This window comes from Arthrobacter sp. Leaf234 (assembly GCF_001422665.1).
GTDB lineage: Bacteria > Actinomycetota > Actinomycetes > Actinomycetales > Micrococcaceae > Arthrobacter_D.
In genome coordinates, this window is sequence record NZ_LMLU01000001.1 from 809,511 (window position 1) to 832,474 (window position 22,964).

General features: G+C 69.6%; 24 protein-coding genes. 11 read left to right on the top strand and 13 right to left on the bottom strand.

Features of this window, described 5'->3' with window-relative positions:
- The first annotated feature begins 91 nt into the window (after positions 1–91).
- From ASF21_RS03775 to ASF21_RS03795, 5 genes are all read left to right on the top strand, one after another.
- Positions 92–826, top strand: coding sequence for a sugar phosphate isomerase/epimerase family protein (locus ASF21_RS03775; RefSeq protein ID WP_055766963.1), 735 nt, complete (start codon positions 92–94; stop codon positions 824–826).
- Positions 823–1,965, top strand: coding sequence for a Gfo/Idh/MocA family protein (locus ASF21_RS03780; protein WP_055766966.1), 1,143 nt, complete (start codon positions 823–825; stop codon positions 1,963–1,965). The genes ASF21_RS03775 and ASF21_RS03780 overlap by 4 nt, the downstream gene beginning before the upstream one ends.
- A gap of 161 nt (positions 1,966–2,126) precedes the next feature.
- On the top strand, positions 2,127–3,173 hold the full coding sequence (gene mgrA, locus ASF21_RS03785) for an L-glyceraldehyde 3-phosphate reductase (protein WP_055766969.1): 1,047 nt from the start codon (positions 2,127–2,129) through the stop codon (positions 3,171–3,173).
- Between the two features lie 91 nt (positions 3,174–3,264).
- Positions 3,265–4,212 carry a TolB family protein gene (locus ASF21_RS03790; protein ID WP_235498641.1) on the top strand — a complete coding sequence of 316 codons (948 nt, stop codon included), beginning with the start codon at positions 3,265–3,267 and terminating at the stop codon, positions 4,210–4,212.
- Positions 4,213–4,371: 159 nt separating this feature from the next.
- Positions 4,372–5,007 carry a uracil-DNA glycosylase gene (locus tag ASF21_RS03795; RefSeq protein ID WP_055766972.1) on the top strand — a complete coding sequence of 212 codons (636 nt, stop codon included), beginning with the start codon at positions 4,372–4,374 and terminating at the stop codon, positions 5,005–5,007.
- 131 nt (positions 5,008–5,138) lie between these two features.
- On the opposite strand, the gene ASF21_RS03800 is transcribed toward ASF21_RS03795, so the two are convergent.
- From ASF21_RS03800 to ASF21_RS03815, 4 genes are all read right to left on the bottom strand, one after another.
- Entirely contained in the window at positions 5,139–5,501 is a 363-nt protein-coding gene (locus tag ASF21_RS03800) for a hypothetical protein (protein ID WP_055766975.1), read from the bottom strand.
- A gap of 244 nt (positions 5,502–5,745) precedes the next feature.
- The gene (locus ASF21_RS03805; protein WP_157365727.1) at positions 5,746–5,973 is read right to left on the bottom strand and encodes a hypothetical protein; all 228 of its coding nucleotides are present in this window, start codon (positions 5,971–5,973) and stop codon (positions 5,746–5,748) included.
- Positions 5,970–6,479 carry a MarR family winged helix-turn-helix transcriptional regulator gene (locus ASF21_RS03810; protein WP_414826596.1) on the bottom strand — a complete coding sequence of 170 codons (510 nt, stop codon included), beginning with the start codon at positions 6,477–6,479 and terminating at the stop codon, positions 5,970–5,972. The genes ASF21_RS03805 and ASF21_RS03810 overlap by 4 nt, the downstream gene beginning before the upstream one ends.
- A gap of 93 nt (positions 6,480–6,572) precedes the next feature.
- A complete protein-coding gene (locus ASF21_RS03815) occupies positions 6,573–7,019 on the bottom strand; it encodes a hypothetical protein (RefSeq protein WP_157365728.1) in 447 nt (148 codons plus the stop codon).
- 395 nt (positions 7,020–7,414) lie between these two features.
- Here ASF21_RS03815 and ASF21_RS03820 point away from each other — a divergent pair, with 395 nt between their 5' ends.
- Complete coding sequence (locus tag ASF21_RS03820) at positions 7,415–8,209, top strand: GAF domain-containing protein (protein WP_162237507.1); 795 nt, start codon at positions 7,415–7,417, stop codon at positions 8,207–8,209.
- Between the two features lie 95 nt (positions 8,210–8,304).
- Here the strand turns inward: ASF21_RS03820 and ASF21_RS03825 are convergent, their stop codons facing one another.
- The 5 genes from ASF21_RS03825 to ASF21_RS03845 all read right to left on the bottom strand — a co-directional run bounded on the left by ASF21_RS03825 (position 8,305) and on the right by ASF21_RS03845 (position 13,607).
- A complete protein-coding gene (locus ASF21_RS03825) occupies positions 8,305–9,261 on the bottom strand; it encodes a hypothetical protein (protein ID WP_055766990.1) in 957 nt (318 codons plus the stop codon).
- A gap of 125 nt (positions 9,262–9,386) precedes the next feature.
- The gene (locus ASF21_RS03830; RefSeq protein ID WP_082471207.1) at positions 9,387–10,406 is read right to left on the bottom strand and encodes a metal ABC transporter permease; all 1,020 of its coding nucleotides are present in this window, start codon (positions 10,404–10,406) and stop codon (positions 9,387–9,389) included.
- Entirely contained in the window at positions 10,403–11,203 is an 801-nt protein-coding gene (locus ASF21_RS03835; RefSeq protein ID WP_235498643.1) for a metal ABC transporter ATP-binding protein, read from the bottom strand. Before ASF21_RS03835 ends, ASF21_RS03830 begins: the two co-directional genes overlap by 4 nt.
- Positions 11,204–11,225: 22 nt before the next feature.
- Complete coding sequence (locus ASF21_RS03840) at positions 11,226–12,161, bottom strand: metal ABC transporter substrate-binding protein (protein ID WP_235498644.1); 936 nt, start codon at positions 12,159–12,161, stop codon at positions 11,226–11,228.
- 99 nt (positions 12,162–12,260) lie between these two features.
- On the bottom strand, positions 12,261–13,607 hold the full coding sequence (locus ASF21_RS03845) for a hypothetical protein (RefSeq protein WP_055766996.1): 1,347 nt from the start codon (positions 13,605–13,607) through the stop codon (positions 12,261–12,263).
- A gap of 122 nt (positions 13,608–13,729) precedes the next feature.
- Here ASF21_RS03845 and ASF21_RS03850 point away from each other — a divergent pair, with 122 nt between their 5' ends.
- From ASF21_RS03850 to ASF21_RS03860, 3 genes are all read left to right on the top strand, one after another.
- Positions 13,730–14,797, top strand: a complete 1,068-nt coding sequence (locus tag ASF21_RS03850) for a spore photoproduct lyase family protein (protein ID WP_055767000.1) — start codon at positions 13,730–13,732, stop codon at positions 14,795–14,797.
- A gap of 84 nt (positions 14,798–14,881) precedes the next feature.
- Complete coding sequence (locus ASF21_RS03855) at positions 14,882–16,045, top strand: glycoside hydrolase family 26 protein (RefSeq protein WP_235498645.1); 1,164 nt, start codon at positions 14,882–14,884, stop codon at positions 16,043–16,045.
- Between the two features lie 107 nt (positions 16,046–16,152).
- Entirely contained in the window at positions 16,153–16,836 is a 684-nt protein-coding gene (locus ASF21_RS03860) for a YqjF family protein (RefSeq protein ID WP_055769090.1), read from the top strand.
- A gap of 218 nt (positions 16,837–17,054) precedes the next feature.
- On the opposite strand, the gene ASF21_RS03865 is transcribed toward ASF21_RS03860, so the two are convergent.
- The 3 genes from ASF21_RS03865 to ASF21_RS03875 all read right to left on the bottom strand — a co-directional run bounded on the left by ASF21_RS03865 (position 17,055) and on the right by ASF21_RS03875 (position 19,947).
- Entirely contained in the window at positions 17,055–17,759 is a 705-nt protein-coding gene (locus tag ASF21_RS03865; RefSeq protein WP_055767003.1) for an SDR family oxidoreductase, read from the bottom strand.
- Positions 17,760–17,887: 128 nt separating this feature from the next.
- Complete coding sequence (locus ASF21_RS03870; protein ID WP_055767006.1) at positions 17,888–18,751, bottom strand: aldo/keto reductase; 864 nt, start codon at positions 18,749–18,751, stop codon at positions 17,888–17,890.
- Positions 18,752–18,828: 77 nt separating this feature from the next.
- Positions 18,829–19,947: a zinc-binding dehydrogenase gene (locus tag ASF21_RS03875; protein WP_055769093.1), complete on the bottom strand. Its 1,119-nt coding sequence runs from the start codon at positions 19,945–19,947 to the stop codon at positions 18,829–18,831.
- 134 nt (positions 19,948–20,081) lie between these two features.
- Between ASF21_RS03875 and ASF21_RS03880 the strand changes: the two genes are divergently transcribed.
- On the top strand, positions 20,082–21,278 hold the full coding sequence (locus ASF21_RS03880; RefSeq protein ID WP_055767010.1) for a TerC family protein: 1,197 nt from the start codon (positions 20,082–20,084) through the stop codon (positions 21,276–21,278).
- A 2-nt stretch (positions 21,279–21,280) separates the two neighbouring features.
- Here the strand turns inward: ASF21_RS03880 and ASF21_RS03885 are convergent, their stop codons facing one another.
- Positions 21,281–21,871: a hypothetical protein gene (locus tag ASF21_RS03885; protein WP_055767013.1), complete on the bottom strand. Its 591-nt coding sequence runs from the start codon at positions 21,869–21,871 to the stop codon at positions 21,281–21,283.
- 263 nt (positions 21,872–22,134) lie between these two features.
- Between ASF21_RS03885 and ASF21_RS03890 the strand changes: the two genes are divergently transcribed.
- A complete protein-coding gene (locus ASF21_RS03890; protein WP_162237508.1) occupies positions 22,135–22,932 on the top strand; it encodes a GAF domain-containing protein in 798 nt (265 codons plus the stop codon).
- The last annotated feature ends 32 nt before the right edge of the window (positions 22,933–22,964 follow it).

A 22,964-nucleotide genomic window follows, 5' to 3' on the forward strand; every position in this document is an offset into this window, starting at 1 on the left:
GTTTTCCTTGACCGGCCCCGTCCTATCCCCTAGGTTCGTGTCATACCTGAACCGGTTCAGTAGTCCTACTTTCTCAGCGAGGAGAATCCCCGTGACGTACTCACTCCAGCTCTACACACTGCGGACAGCCATGGGGGAGGACCTGCCGGGCACCATCAAGCGCGTCGCGGATCTCGGCTACACCGCCGTCGAGCCCTACAACTTCGTCGCCACGGCGGAGCAGCTCGCCGAAGCGCTCTCGTCGAACGGGCTGAGCGCACCCTCAGGCCATGCGCCCCTGCTGCGCGCCGACCAGGACGAGATCTTCGAGGCCGCCCGCACGCTCGGCATCGGCACGGTGATCGACCCCCACGTGGAGCGCTCGCACTGGACCACCGAGGAGGACATCAAGGCGACGGCGGAGGCACTCAACGCGGCAGCGAAGAAGGGCGCCGAGTACGGCATCCGGGTCGGGTACCACAACCACGAGTTCGAACTCGAGGAACGCATCGACGGCACCTCGGCCCTCGAGGTGCTCACCCGGTACCTCGACCCCGAGGTCGTCCTCGAGGTGGACACCTACTGGGCCGCGGTCGGCGGCGAGGACCCCGCAGAACTGCTGCGCCGCCTGGGTGGCCGCGTGCGCTTCGTCCACATCAAGGACGGTCCGCTCACCAAGAACGACAAGGAGCAGGTGGCGGTCGGCCACGGCTCCATGCGCGTCTGGGACGTGCTCGACGCCGTCCCCGGCCTCGAGGCCGCCGTCGTGGAACTCGACGATTTCGACGGGGACGTCTTCACCGCCGTCGCCGACAGCCTGACCTATCTCGACGAGGGGAAGAAATGAGCGCGGACACCCCCGGTACCGCTGCAGCGGGCCACCGCACCGGCCCGGTCGGCGTCGCCGTCATCGGCGCCGGCGTCATCAGCAAGGAGTACCTGACCAACCTCACGAGCTTCCCGGACGTGACGGTGCACATCGTCGCCGACATGTTCGAGGAGGTTGCCGCAGCCCGCGCCGCCGAGTTCGGAGTGCCCGCCTCGGGCGGCGTGCAGGACGCGCTCAACCACCCCGACGTCGAGATCGTGGTGAACCTGACCATCCCCGCCGCGCACGTCGAGGTGGCCACCGCCGCGGTCGCGGCCGGCAAGCACGTGTGGAGCGAGAAGCCCTTCTCGCTGGACCGCGAGAGCGGCATCGGGCTCCTGAAGACCGCCGACGCCGCGGGCCTGCGGCTGGGCTGCGCCCCGGACACCTTCCTCGGCGCCGGCCTGCAGACCGCCTTGCGCCTCGTCGCCCGCGGTGACATCGGGGTACCCCTGACGGCCCTCACCCTCATGCAGTCCCCGGGCCCCGAGTCCTGGCACCCGAACCCCGCCTTCCTCTTCCAGGAGGGTGCAGGGCCGCTGTTCGACATCGGTCCGTACTACCTGACCACGCTGGTGCAGACCTTCGGAGCCATCACCAAGGTGGCCGGGTTCGGCTCCACCTCGCGGTCGACCCGGACCATCGGTTCCGGTCCGAAGGCCGGCGAGGTCTTCGACGTCACCGTGCCCTCGCACGTCAGCGCCATCGCCCAGTTCGCGAACGGCGAGTCCTCGCAGAGCATCTTCAGCTTCGACTCGCCGCTCAAGCGTGCGGGCTTCGTGGAGGTCACGGGCACAGACGGCACCCTCGCGTTCCCCGACCCGAACAACTTCACCGGTGACCTCACCCTGACCCGCCGCGGCTCCGACGAGGCCGAGGTGATCCCCGCCGTGGGCGCGACGTCCACGCGCGGCAGCGGGGTGCTCGAGATGGCGCGGGCCATCCGCGAGGGGCGTCCGCACCGCGCACAGGGCGAGATGGCCTACCACGTGCTCGATGCGATGGTCTCCATCTCCGAGAGCGTGGCCACCGGCGAGTTCGTCACGCTCTCCAGCACGGCGACCGCAGCCGAACCACTGCCGGAGGACTGGGACCCGTACGCCGCGACCCTCTCCTGATCCCGGGGCGGCGCCGCGGATGAGCCGCGGTGCCGCTTCGGCCAGGACCGACGGCGCCCGCCCGCCCCCGGTGGCCCGACGGAGCCACCTGACGAAGACCGCGGACGCGCGAGCCGCCCGCAGCCGCCCTGCTCTCCACCAGATCGAGAACGGACTGTCCGATGACGTACCTGCCCGCCGACGACCGCTACGACTCCATGCCCTACCGCCGTGTTGGACGGAGCGGCTTGCAGCTGCCCGCCGTCTCCCTCGGCCTGTGGCACAACTTCGGGGACGACAAGCCCTTCGAGGTGCAGCGTGACATCCTCCGCCGGGCCTTCGACCTCGGCGTCACCCACTTCGACCTCGCCAACAACTACGGACCGCCGGCCGGTAGTGCCGAGGCGAATTTCGGCCGGCACCTGAAGGACGACTTCCGGCCCTTCCGAAACGAACTCGTGATCTCGACGAAGGCCGGCTACGGCATGTGGCCTGGCCCGTACGGTGAGTGGGGCTCGCGGAAGTATCTCCTCTCAAGTCTCGACCAGTCGCTCGGGCGCATGGGCCTCGAGTACGTCGACATCTTCTACAGCCACCGCCCGGATCCCGACACCCCGCTCGAGGAGACGATGGGCGCCCTCGACACCGCGGTCCGCTCCGGCCGCGCGCTCTACGCGGGGATCTCCTCCTACTCGCCCGAGCGCACCCTGCAGGCGGCGGCCATCCTGCGGGACCTCGGGACGCCGCTGCTCATCCACCAGCCCTCCTACTCCATGCTCAACCGCTGGACGGAGGACGGCACGCCCAACCTGTACGAGGCCCTCGAGCAGGTGGGCGCCGGGTCCATCGCCTTCTCGCCGCTGGCGCAGGGCCTCCTGACCAGCAAGTACCTCGACGGCATCCCCGAGGACTCACGCGCCGCGGCGAACAAGTCCCTGGACGCCGGGCAGCTCAGCGCGGAGAACCTGCGGCGGATCAGGGGCCTGGACGCGATCGCGACGGGCCGCGGCCAGAGCCTCGCGCAGATGGCCATCGCCTGGGTGCTCCGCGACAGGTCCGAGGGTACGCCGGTCACCTCTGCGCTGATCGGTGCGTCGAGCGTCGGACAGCTCGAGGACAGCCTCGCCGCCGTGCGGAACCTGGCGTTCACGGCCGATGAGCTGGACGCGATCGACGAATTCGCCGTCGAGTCCGACATCAACCTCTGGGCCAGCGCCCTCGAGGCCTAGCGCGGCGACGATGACGATGCCGCTGAGGAACGTTCCGAGGGCAGTGCGATCCCGTGCTGCACAGACCAGGGCGACGCGCGGGAGGACCACCGTGGAACGGCAGAGCGGCAGCAGGAGCGACGACCACGGGCTCCGGCCGGAGACCCCGCGGTGGCGCCGGCTGCTCCCGGGGCAGCGTGCCCGCCTCATGGTCTTCGACGTCGTCACCCGCTCCTCGACCTGCGTCTTCGAGACCGACGACTTCGTCATCGAGGCGCCGAACTGGACGCCGGACGGCGCCTGGCTCGTCTTCAACTGCGACGGCCTGCTCTACCGCACCCCGCCGGAGGAGGACGGGCAGCCGCGCGTGATCTTCACGGGAGCGGTGACGGACGCCAACAACGACCACGTGGTGTCCGCCGACGGACGGTACCTCTATCTCTCCTCCCAGGACGGGCATCTCTACGAGGTGCCCCTCGGCGGCGGTGAGGCGCGGCGCGTGACGCGGCCCGACGACGGCCTGGAGGCCCGCTACCTGCACGGCATCTCGCCCGACGGGACCACCCTGGCGCACATCGGCTGCAGGCGCCGCGACGGCGTCCAGGCCTTCGACATCTTCACCGCGGACGTCAGGGACGGCTCCACCCGCCGGCTCACGGACTCCGACCGGCCGCACGACGGCGCCGAGTACAGCCCGGACGGCGCGTGGCTGTATTTCAACTCCGAGCGCGCCTCCGATCGAGCGGGCCACTCGCAGCTGTTCAGGATGCGCACGGACGGCAGCGGCGTGGAACAGCTGACGTCGGACGACCGCGTGAACTGGTTTCCTCATCCGGCCCCCGACGGCAGCCGCCTGGTGTACCTGAGCTACCCACCCGGCGTGCTGGGCCACCCCGCCGACGAGCCGGTGGTGCTGCGCGTGGCGGAGCCCGACGGGCGGAACGCGTGGGACGCCGTCGAACTGATCGGGGGCCAGGGGTCGCTCAACGTCAACAGCTGGGCCCCGGACGGGCGGCGCTTCGCGTACGTCGAGTACCCGACGGCGCCGGCGGCGGGCTGAGGCATTCGGGTAGGACCCGGGTGGGCGGCCAGGGTGCGGATGCCGGGGCGGGGCCCGCTCCAGGAAGGCCGGCCGCGGACTGGCGTAGGCTGGAAGTCAGCGGACACGTTCGCGCCACCTCTGGCGCCGTTCGCGAGGAGGCGGAATTTGGTACAGCGCATGGCAGACCCCACGTACAGGGACCAGCAGTGGGAACAACGCTACGATCCACAGATCGAGGACGTGAACCGGCTGTGTGACACCCTGGCCGAGTCCAAGCCGGGATCGGCGGTGCCCTACATCGATCCGATCCATGACGTCGACGGGTGCAAGATCGTCAGTCTCTTCTCCAACCCCGGGGCCTCCCTGCCCTCGGGGTTCGTCTCCTTCGAGAACGACGACCCCAGCTCCATCCGGATGGCCGGGATCTACGAGGCCGTGGGACTGCGTCCCGACGCCTTCATGCCCTGGAACGCCCACCCGTGGTACCTGCCCGAGGGCAAGGAGCGGGCGCTGACGATGGACCAGATCTCCGACGGCGTGAAGCCGTTGCTCACCTTCCTGCAGCAGGTGCCCCGTGCCTCCGCCCTGGTGGCGCACGGTGCTGACGCGCACAAGGCTGCGCGGCGCCTGATGAAGCTCGAGAACCGCGCGATCGCCAAGCGCGGGTTCAAGATCTACGAAGTGCGGTCCCCGGGGGAGCGTGCCTTCAAGGGCACCCCGGCGAACCAGGAGCTGTGGCTCAAGGACATCCAGTCGGCCTACACAGACGCGATGGGCAGGGCCGGCATCCGGGCCCGCCAGTCCATCCAGTAGTCCCCGTCGTCCTACCCGCGACGCCGATCGTCCCGCGTGGGGCGGTCGGCGTCGTCGTTCCGTGGGCGAGAGCAGTCCGGGCCGATCAGTGCCGGACGAGGAGTCCTGGCCGATCAGTGCCGGACGAGGGCTCAGGCGGGGCCGTTGACCGCGCGCACGCGGGGCTCGGCAGGTGCTGCCTCGACCTCGGAGCGGTTGAGGGACAACCCACGCAGCGTGGCAGCGACGTCCTCCAGGGATTGCTGCACCCACGCGAAGGCGTCGTCGTCCGTCACCTGGTCCTCCGGGTCCTGCGTGCAGGACCGGTGAGCGAGCGCGAGCCGCGCCACAGCACTTTCCAGGGATTCGAGGAGCGCTTCCGTCTCGACGGCGATCTGCGCCGCCAGCGCGCCGACGTCCTGCGCATCACGTCCGCCGGGCACCATGAGGAGCGTGGTTCGGGGGAGCCCCGAGGCGTCCGTGGACGTGAAGGCTGGAGGGCGCTGTGCGCTCATGGAACTGAGACCTCGTTCGAGTCAAAAAGGGCGCCCTGCATATCCCCACGGGCGGAAAGACGGTGACCATCGCAAGTCTGCCACCGGTGGGGTGCGTCCCCTAGGGATTCCGACGCAGGAAATCCGCAAGTTACCGCCCGGTTCATCGAGATGTCATCAGGGCGAGGGATGCATCGCAGGCGTGCACGCTCGCTCCGGGCATCCGTATCCCTGGAGCCCTCACGCCGGATGGTTGTCCCCGGACCTAGTGCTCGCGGCCCTGCTCCTCGCGCTTCGGAGTCAGGTAGGTGGAGCCGTCCGCGTTCCGCACCACGGTCCACTGCTGCAGTTCCTCCTGCCGCCGGCGCTGCGCCTCGTCGTCGAGATACACGATCGGCCCCGCGGTGGAGCCCCGCTGGGCCGGCCCGAAGAACATGCGCAGCTTGCCGGTTGCAGCCATGAACCGTGCTGACAAGGGTTCCTTGGTGCTCATGATCGGGGCCTCTCGTGGGTCATCGATGCGTCCGGGTGGAGGTTCGTGCGGGCCTGGCCGGCGGGGGGGCTCGGCAGTTCGGTCCCCGTGGCCCTGATGATCGCGTGCATCGCCTCGTTGAGTGCGTCCACCTGGTCCCGGGTGAGCCCGAGGCGCTTCATCATGGTGCCGGGGACGTCGACCGCGCGGGACCGCAGGTCCCGTCCGGCAGTCGTCAGCTCGACGGCGAGTGCCCGCTCGTTTCCCGGGACGCGCGTCCGGGTGAGGAGTCCGAGGGCCTCCAGCCGCTTGAGCATCGGGGAGAGGGTCGCCGATTCCATGGCGAGCGCCCGGCCGATGTTCCTGACCGTGCGGGGGCTCTCCTCCCAGAGCGAGAGCATCACCAGATACTGGGGGTGGGTGAGGCCGAGGTCGTCGAGGACCGGACGATAGGCGCCGACCACGCTCCTGGAAGCGACCGACAGGGCGAAGCAGAGTTGTCGTTCGAGCAACAGGTCGTCATCCATCCGCGTCGTCATCCTCCTCCTGTATTTCGTACCCTAATAATTAGTGTACTACTGATGAGTTCCAGGATGCCCACGGAGTCCTCGTCCTGGTCCTCATTCCGGCAGCGAGCCCGGGAAGCGCCAGAGCCAGTCTCCGACCCGCCCCCAGGGCTGGCCGATGCCGGCTGACGCGGAGGGGAGGCCGGGAGGGGGCTCCGGTCGGTAGGGGGCTCTTGGCAGCGGAGGTTCCTCATCGATGAGTTCGTTGAGTGCCCGAGTGAGGAGGTTGCACTCTGTCACCGGCAGGGGCATGAGACCGCCGAGGTACGCCTCGAGCTCGAACAGGTCGGCGTGACCGCCGGTCTCGACGTAGCGGCGCCCGACGTCCGCGAGCACGAAAGCCGCGGCGGTCATCGCCGCCTCGATCAGGCAGCGCTGCCGCTCCTCTTCTGCTGCATAGTCCGACATGATCGTCCCGTTCTGGAACCCCGTCCCCACCACCATTCTTCCGAGAACCGCAGACGCGTCGCGGACGAACACCGGTGCCTGAATCATCGACATGAGGACCACCTGCCGTTACAAGCCGGACCCGGCAGATCACACCCGGCAGTCGTCCCTCGGTGCGAGCTGGTCCGGTCGACGCGGGATCAGGGGCCGATGATGGCACCATGGATCCGCGACACGGCTCCTCGGGTTCCACCGCGTATCGCGGTGACGAGGGAAGCGGCAGCAGGAGCGGGACAGCCGGCCCGCAGGATCTGTCCCGGACGATTCGGTGTCCGCTGTGATGGTGACTCGTCCTAAGGTGGAGGATCAGTCCGCCCGGGATGCCGATGTCCGGGCGAAGAACGTTCGCCGAGTACGGAGCTTCGTCACTCATGATCAGTAGCTGCAGGCAGCAGTGGACAGCGGTCCAAGCCCTTCAGGCCGGGGGGCTCGATCCTTCCGATGCCTGGGTGTCGTATGTCGGCTTCGGTGGGGAGGCCGACGAGGTCGACGTGTCCGGCTACCTTTCCGGGCTGATAGGCCTGCCCCGTGCCGATCGCGATCTCCTCTCGTACGCCATCAACGAGATGCTCGCGGAGAAGGGACTCGTCATCACCGGCGCCCAGTACAGCCAGGACGGCGCAACCGGGAAGACCTGGGTCGCGGATGGCCTGTACCGGCTGCTCGTCGCCTCCAACGAGGTCAGCACCGGCCATCCATTCCGCCCACGGTCCGGGCGCCCTGCAGAGGGTGACGCGGGACGGCCGGAGGATCGGGCCGGGTTCCTGGCCCACGAGGCCAGACGATGCGATGCCCTGTCCCGGAGCGGGCTCCTCGATTCCGGCGCGGAGGAGCGCTTCGACAGGATCACCGCGAAGGCCCGCCGGCGTTTCGGAACGTCCTCGGCGTCCATCGCACTGATCACCGATGACCGGCAGGTCATCAAATCCGTGGTGGGACCGATCGGGCAGGACCTGCCCCGCGACGTCGCTCTCTGTTCCCGCACCGTCGAAGCGGACCGCACCCTGGTCATCACCGATGCTCGCAGCGACCCCGACTACAGCGACCACCCCCTCGTCGCCGGGAGTCCCGGGATCCGGTTCTACGCGGGACACCCCCTGACCAGTGCCGACGGGTGGCGCATCGGCTCCCTCTGCGTCATCGACGATCGGCCGCGGGCCTTCACACCAGCCGACGCACGCGACCTGCGGCTCCTCGCAGCCCAGGTGCAGCTCGAGATGTGGACCGGAGAACCACCGGGGTAGACGCGTTCCATCATCCGTGCGGTGGGCCCCTTCCCCGGGCAACCGGACACCGGTTCCGACCCCGTTCCGGGTGGACTGCGCCTCACTCCGCCGGGTCAGCGGGGAAGGGCCGCGATCCACTCGGAGAAGTCGGTGAGCTCGGTGCCGGTGACGACGGCGGCGGGGCCTGCGTCCATCGGATCGCTGAGGAGGGCCAGGGATTCGGCCGGCAGGTCCTTCGTGGACTCCCAGACGATCGACGTGGGCGATCCCGAGTCCGGCCAGCACAGGAAGACGAGAGGATCAGCGGTGGTGGACTCCACGATGCCGACACGGTGATGGAGCAGGTCCGCGAGTTCGCTCGTGAACATGGGCGCTGACACGTCTCCCGCAGTGAGGAGGACGCCTGATTCCAGGGTTCCCTTGCGTCCGCGGGGGAGCGGGTACGACTCAGCCCGTAGGCTGGCGCCCTGCCAGGGTGCGACGTCGCCTGGCACCGCGGGAGCCGTGGTCTGCTGCCGGGGGGTGCTCTGCTGCAGGAAAGCGACCAGGTCGGTGTAGCCGATGCTGATCCTGGTCGCCGTGAAGAGCATCCTGCCGCCCACGTCCCTGACGTCGACCCCGCCGAGGGCGTTGGGCGCCGGACGGACCGAACCGATGTCGGTCAGGGCGACGACCCGCGTCGCTCGGAACCACGGGCGGACCGTCAGGTGGTCGTCGAACGCCTCGACCCTGAACCGGTGGATGCCCATGGCGAGAACCACGAAGACCGCCCCGGCCACCGTGATCCCGGCCGCACCGACCAGGGGACCCGGACCCTCCAACTCCTCGGTCCTGGCGACCGAGACGATCGTGAAGAATCCCCCGACAACCAGGAGGACGATGCCGAGCACCCGGAACAGGGCAGCCTGCCAGCGCCGATTCCTCACGACGAACAGCGCCCCCGTGTCTGCATCCGTGCGAGCCGTTCCGCGACCGCTCCGGTCACCCCGGCGGACGGCCCCGCCGACGATCACGGGGATCACGCTCGACAGCAGGACCGTGACGACCACGGGAATCATGATGGGAGACATCCACCGAATGTAGCCCGTACCGCACGTGCAGTGTCCTCGCCGCACAGAACACCGCAGCACGGGACAGCCCACACGCCCACTCCGGCAGGCGACGGCAGTGCTGTCGCAGGAGACAGTACCGGCAGTCAGGCCGAGCGTGAGGTGTTCCGCCGTGGTGCGTCACTCCGAGCACCGCGGCTGGCCGACGCCACGCGCGCGTGGCCGTCCGCCCTGGTATCGGCCGGATACCCAGGTGCGGCGCCGACCCGGGAAAAGGGCTGCAGGTGCTGAGGATCGGGGCGTCGAAGATGACGCCTGCGGTGCAGGAGCGGGCTGATCACCGCCACGCCTGCGTAGAGGGCGATCGCGAGCACCGTGATGGTCGCTCCCGGGGAGAGCGCATGGAAATACGTGATGGAGAGGCCGACGACGCAGACGGTTCCGCCCAGCACCATGGCCAGTCCCATGGTGGCGCGGAAGGAGGGTGCGATGAGCTGCGCCACGGCGACCGGCACGATCATCAGTGCCGACACCAGCAGTACGCCGACCACACGCATGGAGATCGCCACGGTCAGCGCGGCGGTGACGGCGACCAGGATGTTCAGGGCCCGCACCGGCAGCCCGCTGGCGCGGGCGAACTCCTCGTCGTAGCAGAGGGCGAACAGTGCCGGCCGCAGGCCGAGGCCGACGCCGAGGATGAGGACGGCCAGTCCGGCGCTGAGCCACACGTCGAGGGAGTCGACGGTGGAGATGGATCCGAAGAGGTACCCGGTGAGATTCGCCGCTGTTCCGCCCGCGAGCCCGATGAGGAGCACGCCGCCGGCTATACCACCGTAGAACAGCATCGCCAGGGCGACATCGGCGCTGGTGCGGCCGCGTTCGCGGACGAACTCGATGAGGAGCGCCCCGATGATGGCGGCGGCGACCGCACCGGGCACGGCCAGGGCGTCGGCGGATGCGGTGCCGGCGGCAGCGCCGGCGAGCCATCCCATCGCGACACCTGTCAGGGCGACATGGCCGATGCCGTCGCCGAGCAGTGCAAGGCGGCGTTGGACGAGGTACGTGCCGATGACCGGAGCGCTGACACCGACGAGGCCGGCGATGAGCAGGGCCCGCTGCATCAGCTCACTGGACAGCATGGACAGCAGGGTGTCGAGGAAGGTCATGATGATCCTCCCCCGCCGGTCGTGAGGTCGAGCGCGTGATGGTCCGGGTGGGGTGCGCGGCCCGTCCCTCGGACTTGCGCGTCCTCCCAGGCGTCGGAGGGCAGTGTGCTCCGGGCCCTCGACGGAGGGCCCTCGATGCCTGCGGCGTCGTCGTGCCTCACCCGGCCGTGGTCGAGGACGACGGTGCGGTGGATCAGCGGGGCGAGGGCGCCGGGATCGTGCAGCACGACCAGGATGGTGGTTCCCCGCGCCTGGAGACCGCGCAGTGTGACCGCGAGTGCCGCCTGCGAGTCCTGGTCGATGCCGGACAGCGGCTCGTCGATGATCAGCAGGTCCGGCCGGCGGATCAGGGCGCGGGCGATCAGCGCGCGCTGCTGCTGTCCGCCGGAGAAGAGGTGCACGTTGTCGCGGGCGCGTTCGCGCAGACCGACCTGCCCGAGGGCGTCCTGCGCGCGCTCGCGAGCGTGCGGCCCGGGAGTCAGGCGCCGATGGTCCAGCAGGCCGGCGGCGACGACTTCCTCGGCGGTGACGCTCATGCCCGGCTGGGCGTTCACGCGCTGCGGGACGTACCCCACGCGTGACCAGGGCACGGTGCGGCGCATCGCGAGGTCCGCGCCGTACACGGCGATCCGCCCGCGGGTGGCCGGCACCAGTCCCAGAAGGGCCCTGACCAGGGTCGTCTTCCCCGAGCCGTTCGCCCCGAGCAGGGCGAGGGTCTGGCCGTCCGCGACCTCCAGGTCGATGCCCTCGAGGACGGAGTGCGCGCCGAGCTGCACGTGGAGTCCGTCGATCTGCACCGCAGGATGCCGGCCGGCACGGTCACGCACAGCCGAGGGCTTCCCGCAGGGCGCTGAGGTTGCCGCGCATCACGTCGAGGTAGTCGCCGCTGGTGTCCGCGTGCGATTCGATCGGATCGAGCAGCGCCGTCGTCACGCCGAGGTCCGCGGCCAGCGTCTCGGCGACCTTCGGGTTGACGAGCGATTCCGTGAAGATAGTCGTGACGTCCTGGCCCTCGATGACGCGGCGGATCTTCGCGATCCGGGCCGGCGCCGGTTCGGCTTCGGGGTCGATGCCCGAGACCCCGGTCTGCTCGAGACCGTAGCGGTCCGTCAGGTAGCCGTACGCCTCATGGGAGACGACGATTGTGCGGCGCTCGCACGTGGCGAGACCCGTGGTGAAGTCCTCGTCGAGGGTGGACAGCTCCTGGTTGAGCTGGTCGGCGTTCGCCGCATACTCGGCGGCGTTCTGCGGGTCCAGTTCGCCGAGACGTTCGGCGACCACGTCCGTGACGTCGCCGAGGCGTTCCGGGTCGAGCCAGAAATGGGGGTCCCCCGCGCCGTCGTCCTCGGCGATGCCGCCGCCGGCGGTCGAGAGCTGAGCGGCATCCGCCACGTCGATGGCATGCTCCGGTGCGGTCTGCTCGACCGCTTCGTCCACAGCGGCCTGGAAGCCGGAGGCGTAGACCACCGCGGAGGCGTCGGCCAGCTCGGCGACCTTCGCCGGTGAGAGTTCGAGGTTGTGGGGCTCTGCGCCGGGCGGGGTGATGGTGCCGATCTCGACGGTGTCCCCGCCCACGCGCTCGACGACGAACTGGAGGGGGTAGAACGAGGTGAGCACCGTCATCGACGTACTGGTCGCGCCGGCGGGATCGGCGGGATCGGCGGGATCGGCGGGGTCGGCCGGCGGGGCGCAGGCGGACAGGGCGAGGGCTGCCATGACCGGCAGAACGAGGATTGGACGCGACAGGACGTTCACTGGGTTCCTTGAGGGGGTTCGGGGAGGGTCGGGGCCTGATCGATGACGGGCAGCCGCGACGACCCGATGGGCCGTCGCGACTGTTCGGTGCCGGTGGCCTCAGCCTTCGCCGTCGGCGTGGTCGTGTCCGTGGCTTCCCTCTCCGGTCACGACGGCGAGCTCCACCGGGGTCTCGGGAAGGTCGAAGCTGTCCAGCAGGGTTCCCTCGGCGACGTCGATGACATGCAGCTTCTTGGCGGACGGCTCCGTGACGTAGGCAAAACCGTCGGCTCCGACCTTGACGGTCGGGGCGGGGGACTGCCATTCCTCGGGCTCCTCCCAGGGTGCGACGACCTTCACTTCGTGGAGGACGGCGCCGCTCTCCTCGTCGAGGATGTTCAGTTCCCCGTCATAGGTCAGGACGAGGGCCTCACCGTCGGCGCCCCGGGCGAGTGAACGGAACCAGTACGCCGATCCGAGGTCGACGGTGGTCATGACGGAGGCGTGGGTGTCGATCAGCCCGACGCGGGTGGGGCGTTCCTGCTCCGCGTCAGGGTCCGTCTTGTAGTCGGCCAGGACGATCGGGGATTCGTGGCTGCCGAACTGGTTGCCGGAGCGCTGGTAGGGCTCGTCGACGGGGATCTTGTGGAACTCGCCGTCCCGATAGACCACCGGACCGTTCTCGCAGCCCAGGGAGACGACGTCGCCGCCCGCGGTCGGCATGGCAGCGGCTTCGCCGTGTACCCCCGGGCAGTCCGTCGTCTCTGCGAGGACCTCACCCTCGGGAGAGACGACCTGCACGGTGGAGCGGGAATCCGCTGTCCCCTGCGTCATCAGCAGATCACCCGACGTCAGGGGGACGGCCACCCCGTGGTGGGGGTCATCGGTGGAGAAGCCCTCGACCTCGTCCGGGTCGATCCGGCCGTCCTCGAATGCCGAGGTGTCCATGATGCTGATCGCTCCGCTGCCGTCGGCGAAGAGCGCGGTCTTCCCCTCGTGCGCAACGACGTGTCCGGCCTCGGCGGCCTCCACCGTGGAGCCCGTGAGCGCAGGGGCCTGCTCGTAGTAGTGGTCGTGGTCCCCGTGCCCCTCGACGATCAGGCCGCTGTCGAACACCCGAAATTCCTTACCGGCACTGACGAGGACGTGCCGTCCGTCGCCGGCCTCGTTGAGGCGCAGGAAGCCCTCGGACTCGGTGTTCGTCAGCACGTCACCGGTCTCGGTATCGACAGCCATGATGCCGCCGTCGTACGTCAGGACCGCCCGGGGTGCGAGACCGTCGACCTCCTGCCGATCCGTGGCATCGGCGCCAGGTGTGCCGGCTTCCGAGGGGCTGTCGGCGGTCGTGGCGGGACTCGCCGGGGCATCGGCCCCGGAGCCCGTCGAGGCCGGCGTGGAACACGAGGTGAGCACCAGGGCTGCGAGGACGGCGGTGGACAGGGGGAGGGTTCGACGATGTAGCGACATACCCCTAGGTTAGACGTAAATGAAGATCATTCTCAACGAGGGCGGGGAAAAGAGGAATTCGCCATGGAAGTGTCGGTGGCGGAATCTACCGTGGAGGCAGTCGACGCCGCGCGAAGGGATCCATGCTCCAGGCCGAGAAGCTCCTCCAGATCAGTCGCATCTATGTCGAACCTGCAGCAGCAGCGCTGCCGCGAGGCCAGGAGATCCTCGCACGCTGGCCGGAGGCCGACGTCGTCGAGGTCGCCAGTCACTGGCGCATCCCGGAGCTCAGCGGCGACGAGGCGAACGTACGCCGCTGGGTCCGCATCAAGACCGAGGCCCTGATCATCGGGGTGAAGAAGTCGCTCACGGCGAAGCCCAACGGCAGGTCCGCGGATTTCATCGCGCCCTCCACGGCCAACGGCTGTGCCATGGCCTGCGCCTATTGCTATGTCCCCCGGCACAAGGGGTACAGCAATCCCATCACGGTCTTCGCGAACATCGACCAGATCAGCGGCTACCTCGAGCGGCATGTGGCGCGCCAGGGGATGAAGCTGGAACCGAACCAGTGCGACGACCGGGCCTGGGTCTACGACATCGGGGAGAACAGCGACTGCTCCGTCGATGCCCTCGTCAGCGACAACGTGCAGGACCTCGTGTCGCTCTACCGGGAGCTGCCCACCGCCAAGCTCTCCTTCGCCACCAAGTACGTGAACCGCGATCTGCTCGGGTGGGATCCGCAGGGACGCACCAGGATCCGGTTCTCCCTCATGCCGGAGAAGCTCGCCCGGATGGTCGACGTGCGCACCACACCCGTGACCGAGCGCATCGCGGCCATCAACGACTTCGTGGAGGCGGGGTACGAGGTCCACGTCAACTTCTCACCGGTCATCATCACGCCCGGGTGGAAGGAGGACTGGCGGGAACTCTTCGCGCAGCTCGACGCAGCGCTGTCACCCGCCGCGAAGCAGCAGCTCGCGGCCGAGGTCATCTTCCTGACGCACAACCAGCAGCTGCACGAGGTCAATCTCGGTTGGCACCCCCAGGCGGAGGAGATCCTGTGGCGCCCGGACCTGCAGGAGACCAAGCAGTCCCAGAACGGCTTCGCGAACGTGCGCTACATCGCCTACGAGAAGCGTGGCTACCTGGATGCCTTCCTCGGCCTCGCCGCCGAAGCGCTGCCGTACTGCCGCATCCGTTATGCCTTCTGAAGCCACTGCTTCCGCCGCCCGGCGATCCTGCCGTCGCAGGGGCGCCGGGACGGGGGCGCAGGTGCTCCGTTGTAGATTGGCCGGGTGGTCTCAACCCTCGCGCGCGTGCTCACCGCACTGCTCCTCCTGTCCCTCTGCGCCTGCAACATCAACCCCACGGCCAGGCCGTGCCCGCCCATCGAGGGACGTGACCTCGCACCGGAGGTGGGCACCCTCATGGGCGTGAACCTCGAGTGGGGCAAGGAGACACTCGCCGAGTACGCCGGGAAGCTGGGGAGCCGGCCCGCCGTCGCCGTGTCCTTCGCCGACTTCCCCTTCGCCGCCGAGGATCGGGCCCTCATCGCCGCGGCGGCAGAACAGCTGCGTCAGGAGGGCGGCACACTCCTGCTGACCCTCGAGCCGCAGCAGGGTCTCGCGGCCGTGACGGCGGAGCGTGCCGACGAGCTCGCCGCGATGCTGGCGGGCTTCAACACCAGCGGTGTGCCGGTGATCGTGCGTTTCGCCCACGAGATGAACGGCTCGTGGTACCCGTGGGGGCAGCAGCCCGCCGAGTACATCGACGCGTTCCGCCGGGTGTCGGACGCCGTCCACGGCCGGGCTCCGGGCTCGGCGATGATGTGGGCTCCGAACTATGCCGGCGGCTACCCGTTCGCGGGCGGCGCCCACGAGGCGCGTCCCGGCACGGCCGGCTTCGCCGCTCTCGACACCACGGGCGACGGCGTGATCACGAGTGACGACGACCCCTACGCGCCCTACTATCCAGGCGACGACGCCGTCGACTGGGTGGGCATGTCCCTGTACCACTGGGGGAGCACCTACCCCTGGGGCGAGAGCGAGATGCCCGAGGAGGGCAAGTTCGTGGAGCAGCTCACCGGCGCCTACGACGGGAAGAACGGGGACGATTCGATGCTCCCCGACTTCTACGCCGACTACGGGGTGCGGCACGGCAAGCCCGTCGCCATCCCCGAGACCGCGGCCCCCGTCACGGACGGGATCGGCGACCTGCGGACCCTCAACATCAAGCGCGCCTGGTGGGAGCAGGTCTTCGACCCGGCGGTGCAGGAGCGGTTCCCGCACCTGAAGATGGTGAACTGGTTCGAATGGAACAAGGTGGAGCCCGAGGTGGGCTCCGCGGTGGACTGGACCGTCGTCGAGGACGCCGCGGTCCGTGCCGAATTCACCGCGGCGATGCCCGAGTGGTACCGCTTCGCGGAAGAGCCCGACGACTGCGGGGAGCAGATCTCATGACCGGTGGATCAAAGGACGACGCCGCGCGATCAGGCGGAGCGGCACAGCGCGGTGGCGGGCCGCAGGACGACTGGCAGCTCGCGCCCGCGCTGCCCCGGCCGGTCATCATGGACCAGTTCTGGGCGGACGCCGTATTCCTGCACTGGCGCGTCGCCGCGGCCGAGGTGGCGCGGTACATGCCGCCCGGCGTGGTGCCGGACGAGGTGGACGGCTCCTCGTGGGTGGGACTCATCGGTTTCCGGATGATCGGTGCGGGGCTGGGCCGGGGCCTGCCGGTCCCGTACGTCGGTTCGTTCACCGAGGTCAACGTCCGGCTCTACTCGCGCGGCCCGGACGGCACGCGCGGGGTGGTGTTCGTGACCCTCGACGCGTCGCGGCTGGCCGTGGTCCTCGCCGCCCGGGCCGGCGGCATCCCGTACGTCTGGTCGAGATGCTCGCCCGTCCGGCGCGGGAGCGGCGACGGGCGGGAGTACGGGTACGACGTCGCCCGCTTCCGACGGCAGGCCGAGTCCCGCTTCGCCGTCCGGCCGGACGTGGCACGGACGGCGGTGGACCGCCTGTCCCTCGAGCTGACGGCGCGCTTCGGCCTGCACAGCACCCTGGCCGGCCGCACGCTGTACATCCCCAACACGCACACGCCCTGGCCGCTCCACCCCGCGACGCTCACGGAGCTCGACGACGGATTGCTGGGAGCCGCGGGGATCCGCGTCCAGGGTCCGCCGGATTCGGTGCTCTTCTCGCCCGGCGTGCAGACGCAGTTCGGCAGGCCGCGCGTCGTGCCCGCCGCCTGACCTCACCCTCGGTCGCCGTCGATCTGATGCCTCCTCCTGCCCGGGTGGCCGTGGAAAGGGCAGCCGCCCAGGGCGTGGAGGACGAGGACGGTCATCGACCGGACGCGAACCTGCATGCGATCACGGCACCGCCCACGCCCGGATTCCCCGATGTTGTCCCGCGCCCGCAGGAGGAGGAAGGACGGCGACCGGACGCGGGTAGCCGGCGGGGGGAGGCGTCAGCCGCCCTCGAGCGTGACGCCCGACGGGCGGATGCTCAGCGTCTCGATGGTCGATTCGGGTGTGGCGTCGACGGCGAGCCGCACCGCTTTCGCGACCTGGCCGGGCTGGATCCAGGCCTCGGGACGGTAGTCCTTGCCCTCCCAGGCATGCAGCTCCTCCTGCATGTCCGTGGCGACGCGGCCGGGATGGATGGAACTCACCCGCACGCCGTGCGCCCGCTCCTCGTCGCGCAGCGCGTCGGTGAGGGCACGCAGCGCGAACTTCGTGCCGCTGTACACCGAGGAACCTGCGCCGGAGGAATAGCCCGACCCGCTGTTGATCGCGATCACCTGGCCGCGCGCGCTGCGCAGCGCCGGCAGGAGCGCGCGCGTCAGCGATGCCACCGCGAACACGTTCACCTCGAAGCTCTCGCGCCAGGCGTCGTCGGACAGGTCGGCGACGGAACCCATCCTGAGCACGCCCGCGGAGTGCACGAGGACGTCCAGCCGGGGGATGCCCGCCACGGCGGCGGCCACCTGACCGGCGTCGCGCAGCTCTGCCGCGAACGGTTCGGCGGACGGGAACGACGACGAGAGCTCGGCGAGCGCGGAGAGGTCGCGGCCGCCGAGCAGGAGGTGGTGCGTGGAGCCGAGCTCGTCGGCGATGGCGCGGCCGATGCCGCGGGAGGCGCCGGTGATGAGGGCGACGGGGTGGGGGGACATGCTGCCACCCTAGCAACGCCGGCAGGACACGCGGACTGCCGACCGGTGCAGAGCGCGGACGGCCAGTACGGGAACGCCCTTCCCTCCGAGGGAGGGGAGGGCGTTCCCGGGTGCCGCGTGTCGGCTGGTCAGAGGGCCGCGGAGAGCGCCTGGATCTCCTCGTCGGAGAGCTGGAGCTCGGCGGCCTTCGCCGAGTCGATGATGCTTTCCGGCCGCGAGGCGCCCGGGATGGGGATGACGGTCGGCGAGAGGGCCAGCTCCCAGGCCAGGCAGACCTGCTGGGGGCTTACCCCGTGCTTGTCCGCGGCCTCCTGGAACGGCGCGAAGGTCTCACCGAGCCCACCGGCCTTCTGGATGCCACCGAGGGGGCTCCACGGGAGGAAGGCGATCCCGTTCTCGCCGCAGTAGCGCAGCTCGTCCTCGCTGGAGCGGAAGGCGGGGGAGAACTGGTTCTGCACGGAGACGAGGCAGCCGTCGAGGATCTGGTTCGCCTTCCGGATCTGGTCCACCGTGGCATTGGAGATGCCGGCCATGCGGATCACGCCGTCGTCCAGCAGGTCCTTCAGGGCACCGATGGAATCCTCGTAGGGCACCTCGGTGTCCGGGCGGTGGAACTGGTAGAGGTCGATCGCGTCGCCGCCGAGCCTCGCCAGGGACGCCTTCGCGGCCTCCTTGAGGTAGTCCGGATGGCCGTTCTGCGTCCACGAGCCATCACCGGGCCGCAGGTGCCCGCCCTTAGTCGCGACCAGCACGTCCGTTGCGCCCGACCCGAAGCTCGAGAGCGCCTTCGCGATGAGGGACTCGTTGTGGCCCACCTCGTCCGCGTCGCGGTGGTAGGCATCCGCGGTGTCGATCAGGGTCACGCCGGCCTCGAGGGCGGCGTGGATGGTGCGGATGGAACGGTCCTCGTCGGGACGACCCTCGATGGACATGGGCATGCCGCCCAGGCCGACTGCGCTGACGCTGGTACCGCCGAGTGTGCGTTGCTGCATTGTCGTTCTCCTTTGGATAGACGTGCTGCCCTCATGGTAAGCACGCTTCAGGAGTTGGTGCCAATGACAACAAAGCCTCAGTCGACGGTGAAGATCCGCCGCACCACCCGGCCCTCGGCGAGGGCGTCGAGGCTCTCGTTGAGGTCGGCCAGGGGCCGGGTGTCGGTGTGCAGGAGTTCGACGGGGAGCTTCCCGCTCCGCCAGAGGTCGAGGTAGGCGGGGATGTCCCGCTCGGGCACGGCGTCCCCCATGTAGGAGCCGAGCAGCCGCCGGCCCATACCGGCGAACTGAAGGGCCTGGGTCGAGATCGCCTGATCGGGGTGGGGCAGTCCGACGGAGACGAGCGCACCGCCGCGGGCGAGCAGCTGGAGCCCCGACTCCAGCACGCGGGCGCTGCCCACGGCCTCGATGACGACGTCGGCCCCGCCGTCCGTCGCCTGCCGCACGAGGTCCGCGGCGTCCTCCGGACCACCAGTGTGGTGCGCGCCGCACCGGAGACCGAGCTCCTGCTTGGACGGCAGGGGATCGATCGCGATCACGGTGGTGCCCGCGATCTGCGCGGCGGCCATGACCGCCATCAGGCCCACGGCGCCCAGGCCGAAGACGACCACGGACTGTCCCGCTGCCACCTCCGCCGTGTTGAGGACGGCGCCGATGCCCGTGAGCGCCGCGCAGCCGAACATCGCGGCGATGTCGAACGGCACGTCGTCGTCGATCACCACCAGCGATTCCCGGGCCACGACGGCGTAGTCGGCGAAGGCGGAGACGCCGAGGTGGTGGTTGATGCGCTCTCCGTCGGCGGTGGCCAGGACGGCCGGACCGTGCAGCAGGTCACCACTGCCGTTGGCCTCGGCGCCGCGGTAGCAGAGCGCCGGCCGCCCGGCGGAACAGGCGCGGCAGGAGCCGCAGGCGGGTACGAAGACGAGGACCACGTGGTCCCCGGGCCGGACGTCGTCGACGCCGTCGCCCACGCTCTCCACGATGCCGGTCGCCTCGTGACCGAGGGCCATCGGCAGGGGGCGGACCCTGGACCCGTTGATCACCGAGAGGTCCGAGTGGCAGAGGCTGGCCCGGGCGATCCGCACGCGGACCTCACCCGCACGGGGTGCGGGCACGGGAACCAGGTCCAGTGCGAGGGGCTTGCTCCGTGCATACGGGGCAGGCAGTTCGGCGGTACGCAGTACCGCGGCGCGCATCATCGGGCTCATGGCATCCCCTCGTCATAAAGGTACGGACTGCGCCAGTCTAGGGGGAGGCCAGTACCGTTACGATCACGACCGGGGGCGGACCGTACCGGCTCGCCGCCGGCATCTTCTGAGGAGCCTGCATCATGGAAGTACCGTTCTACGTCTGGACCGCCACGGTGATCGGCATCGTGGGACTGCTGCTCTTCGACTTCTTCTTCCACGTCCGTAAGGCGCACACGCCGACCCTCCGCGAGTCCGCCATCTGGTCCTCCATCTATGTGGGGATCGCTCTGGTCTTCGGCATCGGCGTCCTCCTGTTCGGCGGACCGACCATGGGCACCGAGTACTTCGCCGGCTACGTCACGGAGAAGGCGCTCTCCGTGGACAATCTGTTCGTCTTCCTCATCATCATGTCCAGCTTCAAGGTGCCACGGGCGGACCAGCAGAAGGTGCTGCTCTTCGGCATCGTCTTCTCGCTGATCGCCCGGACCGGGTTCATCTTCCTCGGCGCCGCCCTCATCAACAGCTTCGCCTGGGTGTTCTACATCTTCGGGCTGATCCTGCTCATCACCGCCGGCAACCTGCTGAAGCCGGCCGGGCACGACGACGACGGCGACAGCCTGGTGATCCGGCTCGCCAAGCGCTTCCTCCCGGCGTCGGAGCACTACGACGGCGACAAGCTGTTCACCATGGAGAACGGCAAGCGCGTCCTCACGCCGATGCTCCTCGTGATGGTGGCCATCGGCGCGACCGACATCCTGTTCGCCCTCGACTCCATCCCAGCGATCTTCGGCCTCACCCAGAACACGTTCATCGTGTTCACGGCCACGGCCTTCTCCCTCATGGGGCTGCGGCAGCTGTTCTTCCTCATCGACGGGCTGCTCGACCGCCTCATCTACCTCTCCTACGGACTGGCCGTCATCCTCGGCTTCATCGGCGTGAAGCTCATCCTGCACGCGCTGCACGAGAACAACCTCCCCTTCATCAACAACGGCGAGCACGTGGAGGTCGTGGAGATCAGCACGGGCCTGTCGCTGAGCGTGATCCTCGGGGTCCTCGTCGTGACCGTGCTGGCCTCGGTGCTGAGCCCCAAGGGCCGGGCGAAGAACGCGATCTCCGGAGCCAAACGGCACGCTGCCGAGTACCTGGACCTCACCTACGAGACGGATATCAGCGAGCGCGAGAAGATCTACGCGCGGCTGTGCGCCGAGGAGCGGGACCTCAGGACCTTGCCCGAGAAGTTCAAGCGGCTCATCCGGAACGAGACCGAGTTCATGGAGATGATCCGGAAGGCGCACGCCGAGCACGACGCCGCGCTGGAGCGCGAACCGGGACGGTAGGGCTAGCGTCGCTCGCGCGAGATGATCCGGCCGATCACGCCGCTGTCGAGGATCTCGCCGAGCAGCTCGAGGGGCGCGCCGGGCGGCAGGGGGACGCCCGGGCGGCCCCTGAGGGGGCGGACGTCGAGGCCCGTCAGGAAGAGCGAGCCGAAGGTGTCGGGCGAGTGCGGACCCACGAGGTCGTCCACGGGGACGCGGAAGGGCCCTTCGTCGAGTCGGCCTGCGTCCTCGCCCTCCGTGCCCGGTCCGACGCCGGGCAGGATGCAGCCCGGCAGGGTGTCCTCGAACAGGCCGTCGTCGAGCATCGCATCATGGAGGACGACGTCGGCAACCGTGCGGTCCGTGACGGCTGTCCAGGAGTAGGGGGCGCGGCAGAGGGCCGCCTCGTCGGCGGGGCAGGCGTCGTCGATGAGTTCGTTGACGGCCTGCGACACGAGATCCGCGTCGTCGTCGTCGAGGGTGTACACGCCGTACAGGTAGGCGTCGAACTCGAAGTAGTCGGTCCAGCCGCCCATGTTGCAGTAGTGCATCCAGGTCTCGTAGGTCGAGAGCCCGGCGAACTCCATGGCCGTCAGGGTGTCGTCATTCTGCATCGTGGTCAGCTCCTCGTCGCGGCCCCCAGCTGAGCCTCGACCGATCCTCGCAACCGCACGTCAACTGAAGCGGTCGCTGACGCTCAGTTTTGGCGCAAGCTCGCGGCAGTACCTCAAGGCAGCCCGTCGAAACCCCCGCAAGACTCCGGAGGGGGACACATCCGCCGGCCCTGCCGCGTCGAATCATGCTCACCGGGGCCGTGGCGTGTGTCACTCCGGCCGACCGCGCGTCCACCGGGACGCCGACGAGAACGGGACCGAACGTGAAAGCAGTCACGCAGCAGTGGTTGACCCGGCAGGTGCTGGCGGACGTCGGCGCGGACCCCTTCGAGGCGTGGGTCGTGTACGTCGGTCTCGGTGGGTCCGCCGACGGCGTCGTGGTGGACGGGTACCTCAACGGCCTGCTGACCGCCCGGCCCGAGGACCGCGACCTCATCGCCCGCGCCGTCAACGTCCTCGCCGAGGAGACGCCCGGTACCGGGACCCGGGCGCCGTCGGGGAGGCAGCCGGCATGGGCTGACCGGGAGGAGCCCTTCGCCTCCTGGAGCACCTGCGGCATCTCGCCCGCGGACCTGATCGCACCCCTGGTCAGCGCGCGCCGCGCCGAACTCCTGCGCCTCGAATCGCTCGAGCGGACCGGTCTCCTCCGCTGCGTCGGCGAGGACCAGGTGGACGCCATCACGGCGGAGGCGGCGCGCCGCTTCCCCGGCTGCTCGTCCTCGCTGGCCCTGATCACCCGGGACCGGCAGGTCATCACCTCGATCTCCGGGACCATCGGGACGGACGGCCCGCGGGAGACGTCCTTCTGCCACCGCACGGTCGGGGATGCCCAGCCCTTCGTCGTCACCGATGCCGCCCTGGATCCGCGGGTCTCGTCGAACCCCCTCGTGACCGGAGGACCACGCATCCGCTTCTATGCCGGATACCCGGTGCTCGGCCCGGGGGGCTGGCGGATCGGGTCGCTGTGCGTGGTGTCGGACACACCGCGTGGCTTCTCTCCGGCGGATGCGCGGACGCTGGAGCTCCTCGCGGCCTCGGTGCAGGGACTGATCGGCGTCTAGCCGCCCCGCGGTCGCGCCACGCGTCGGGCGGA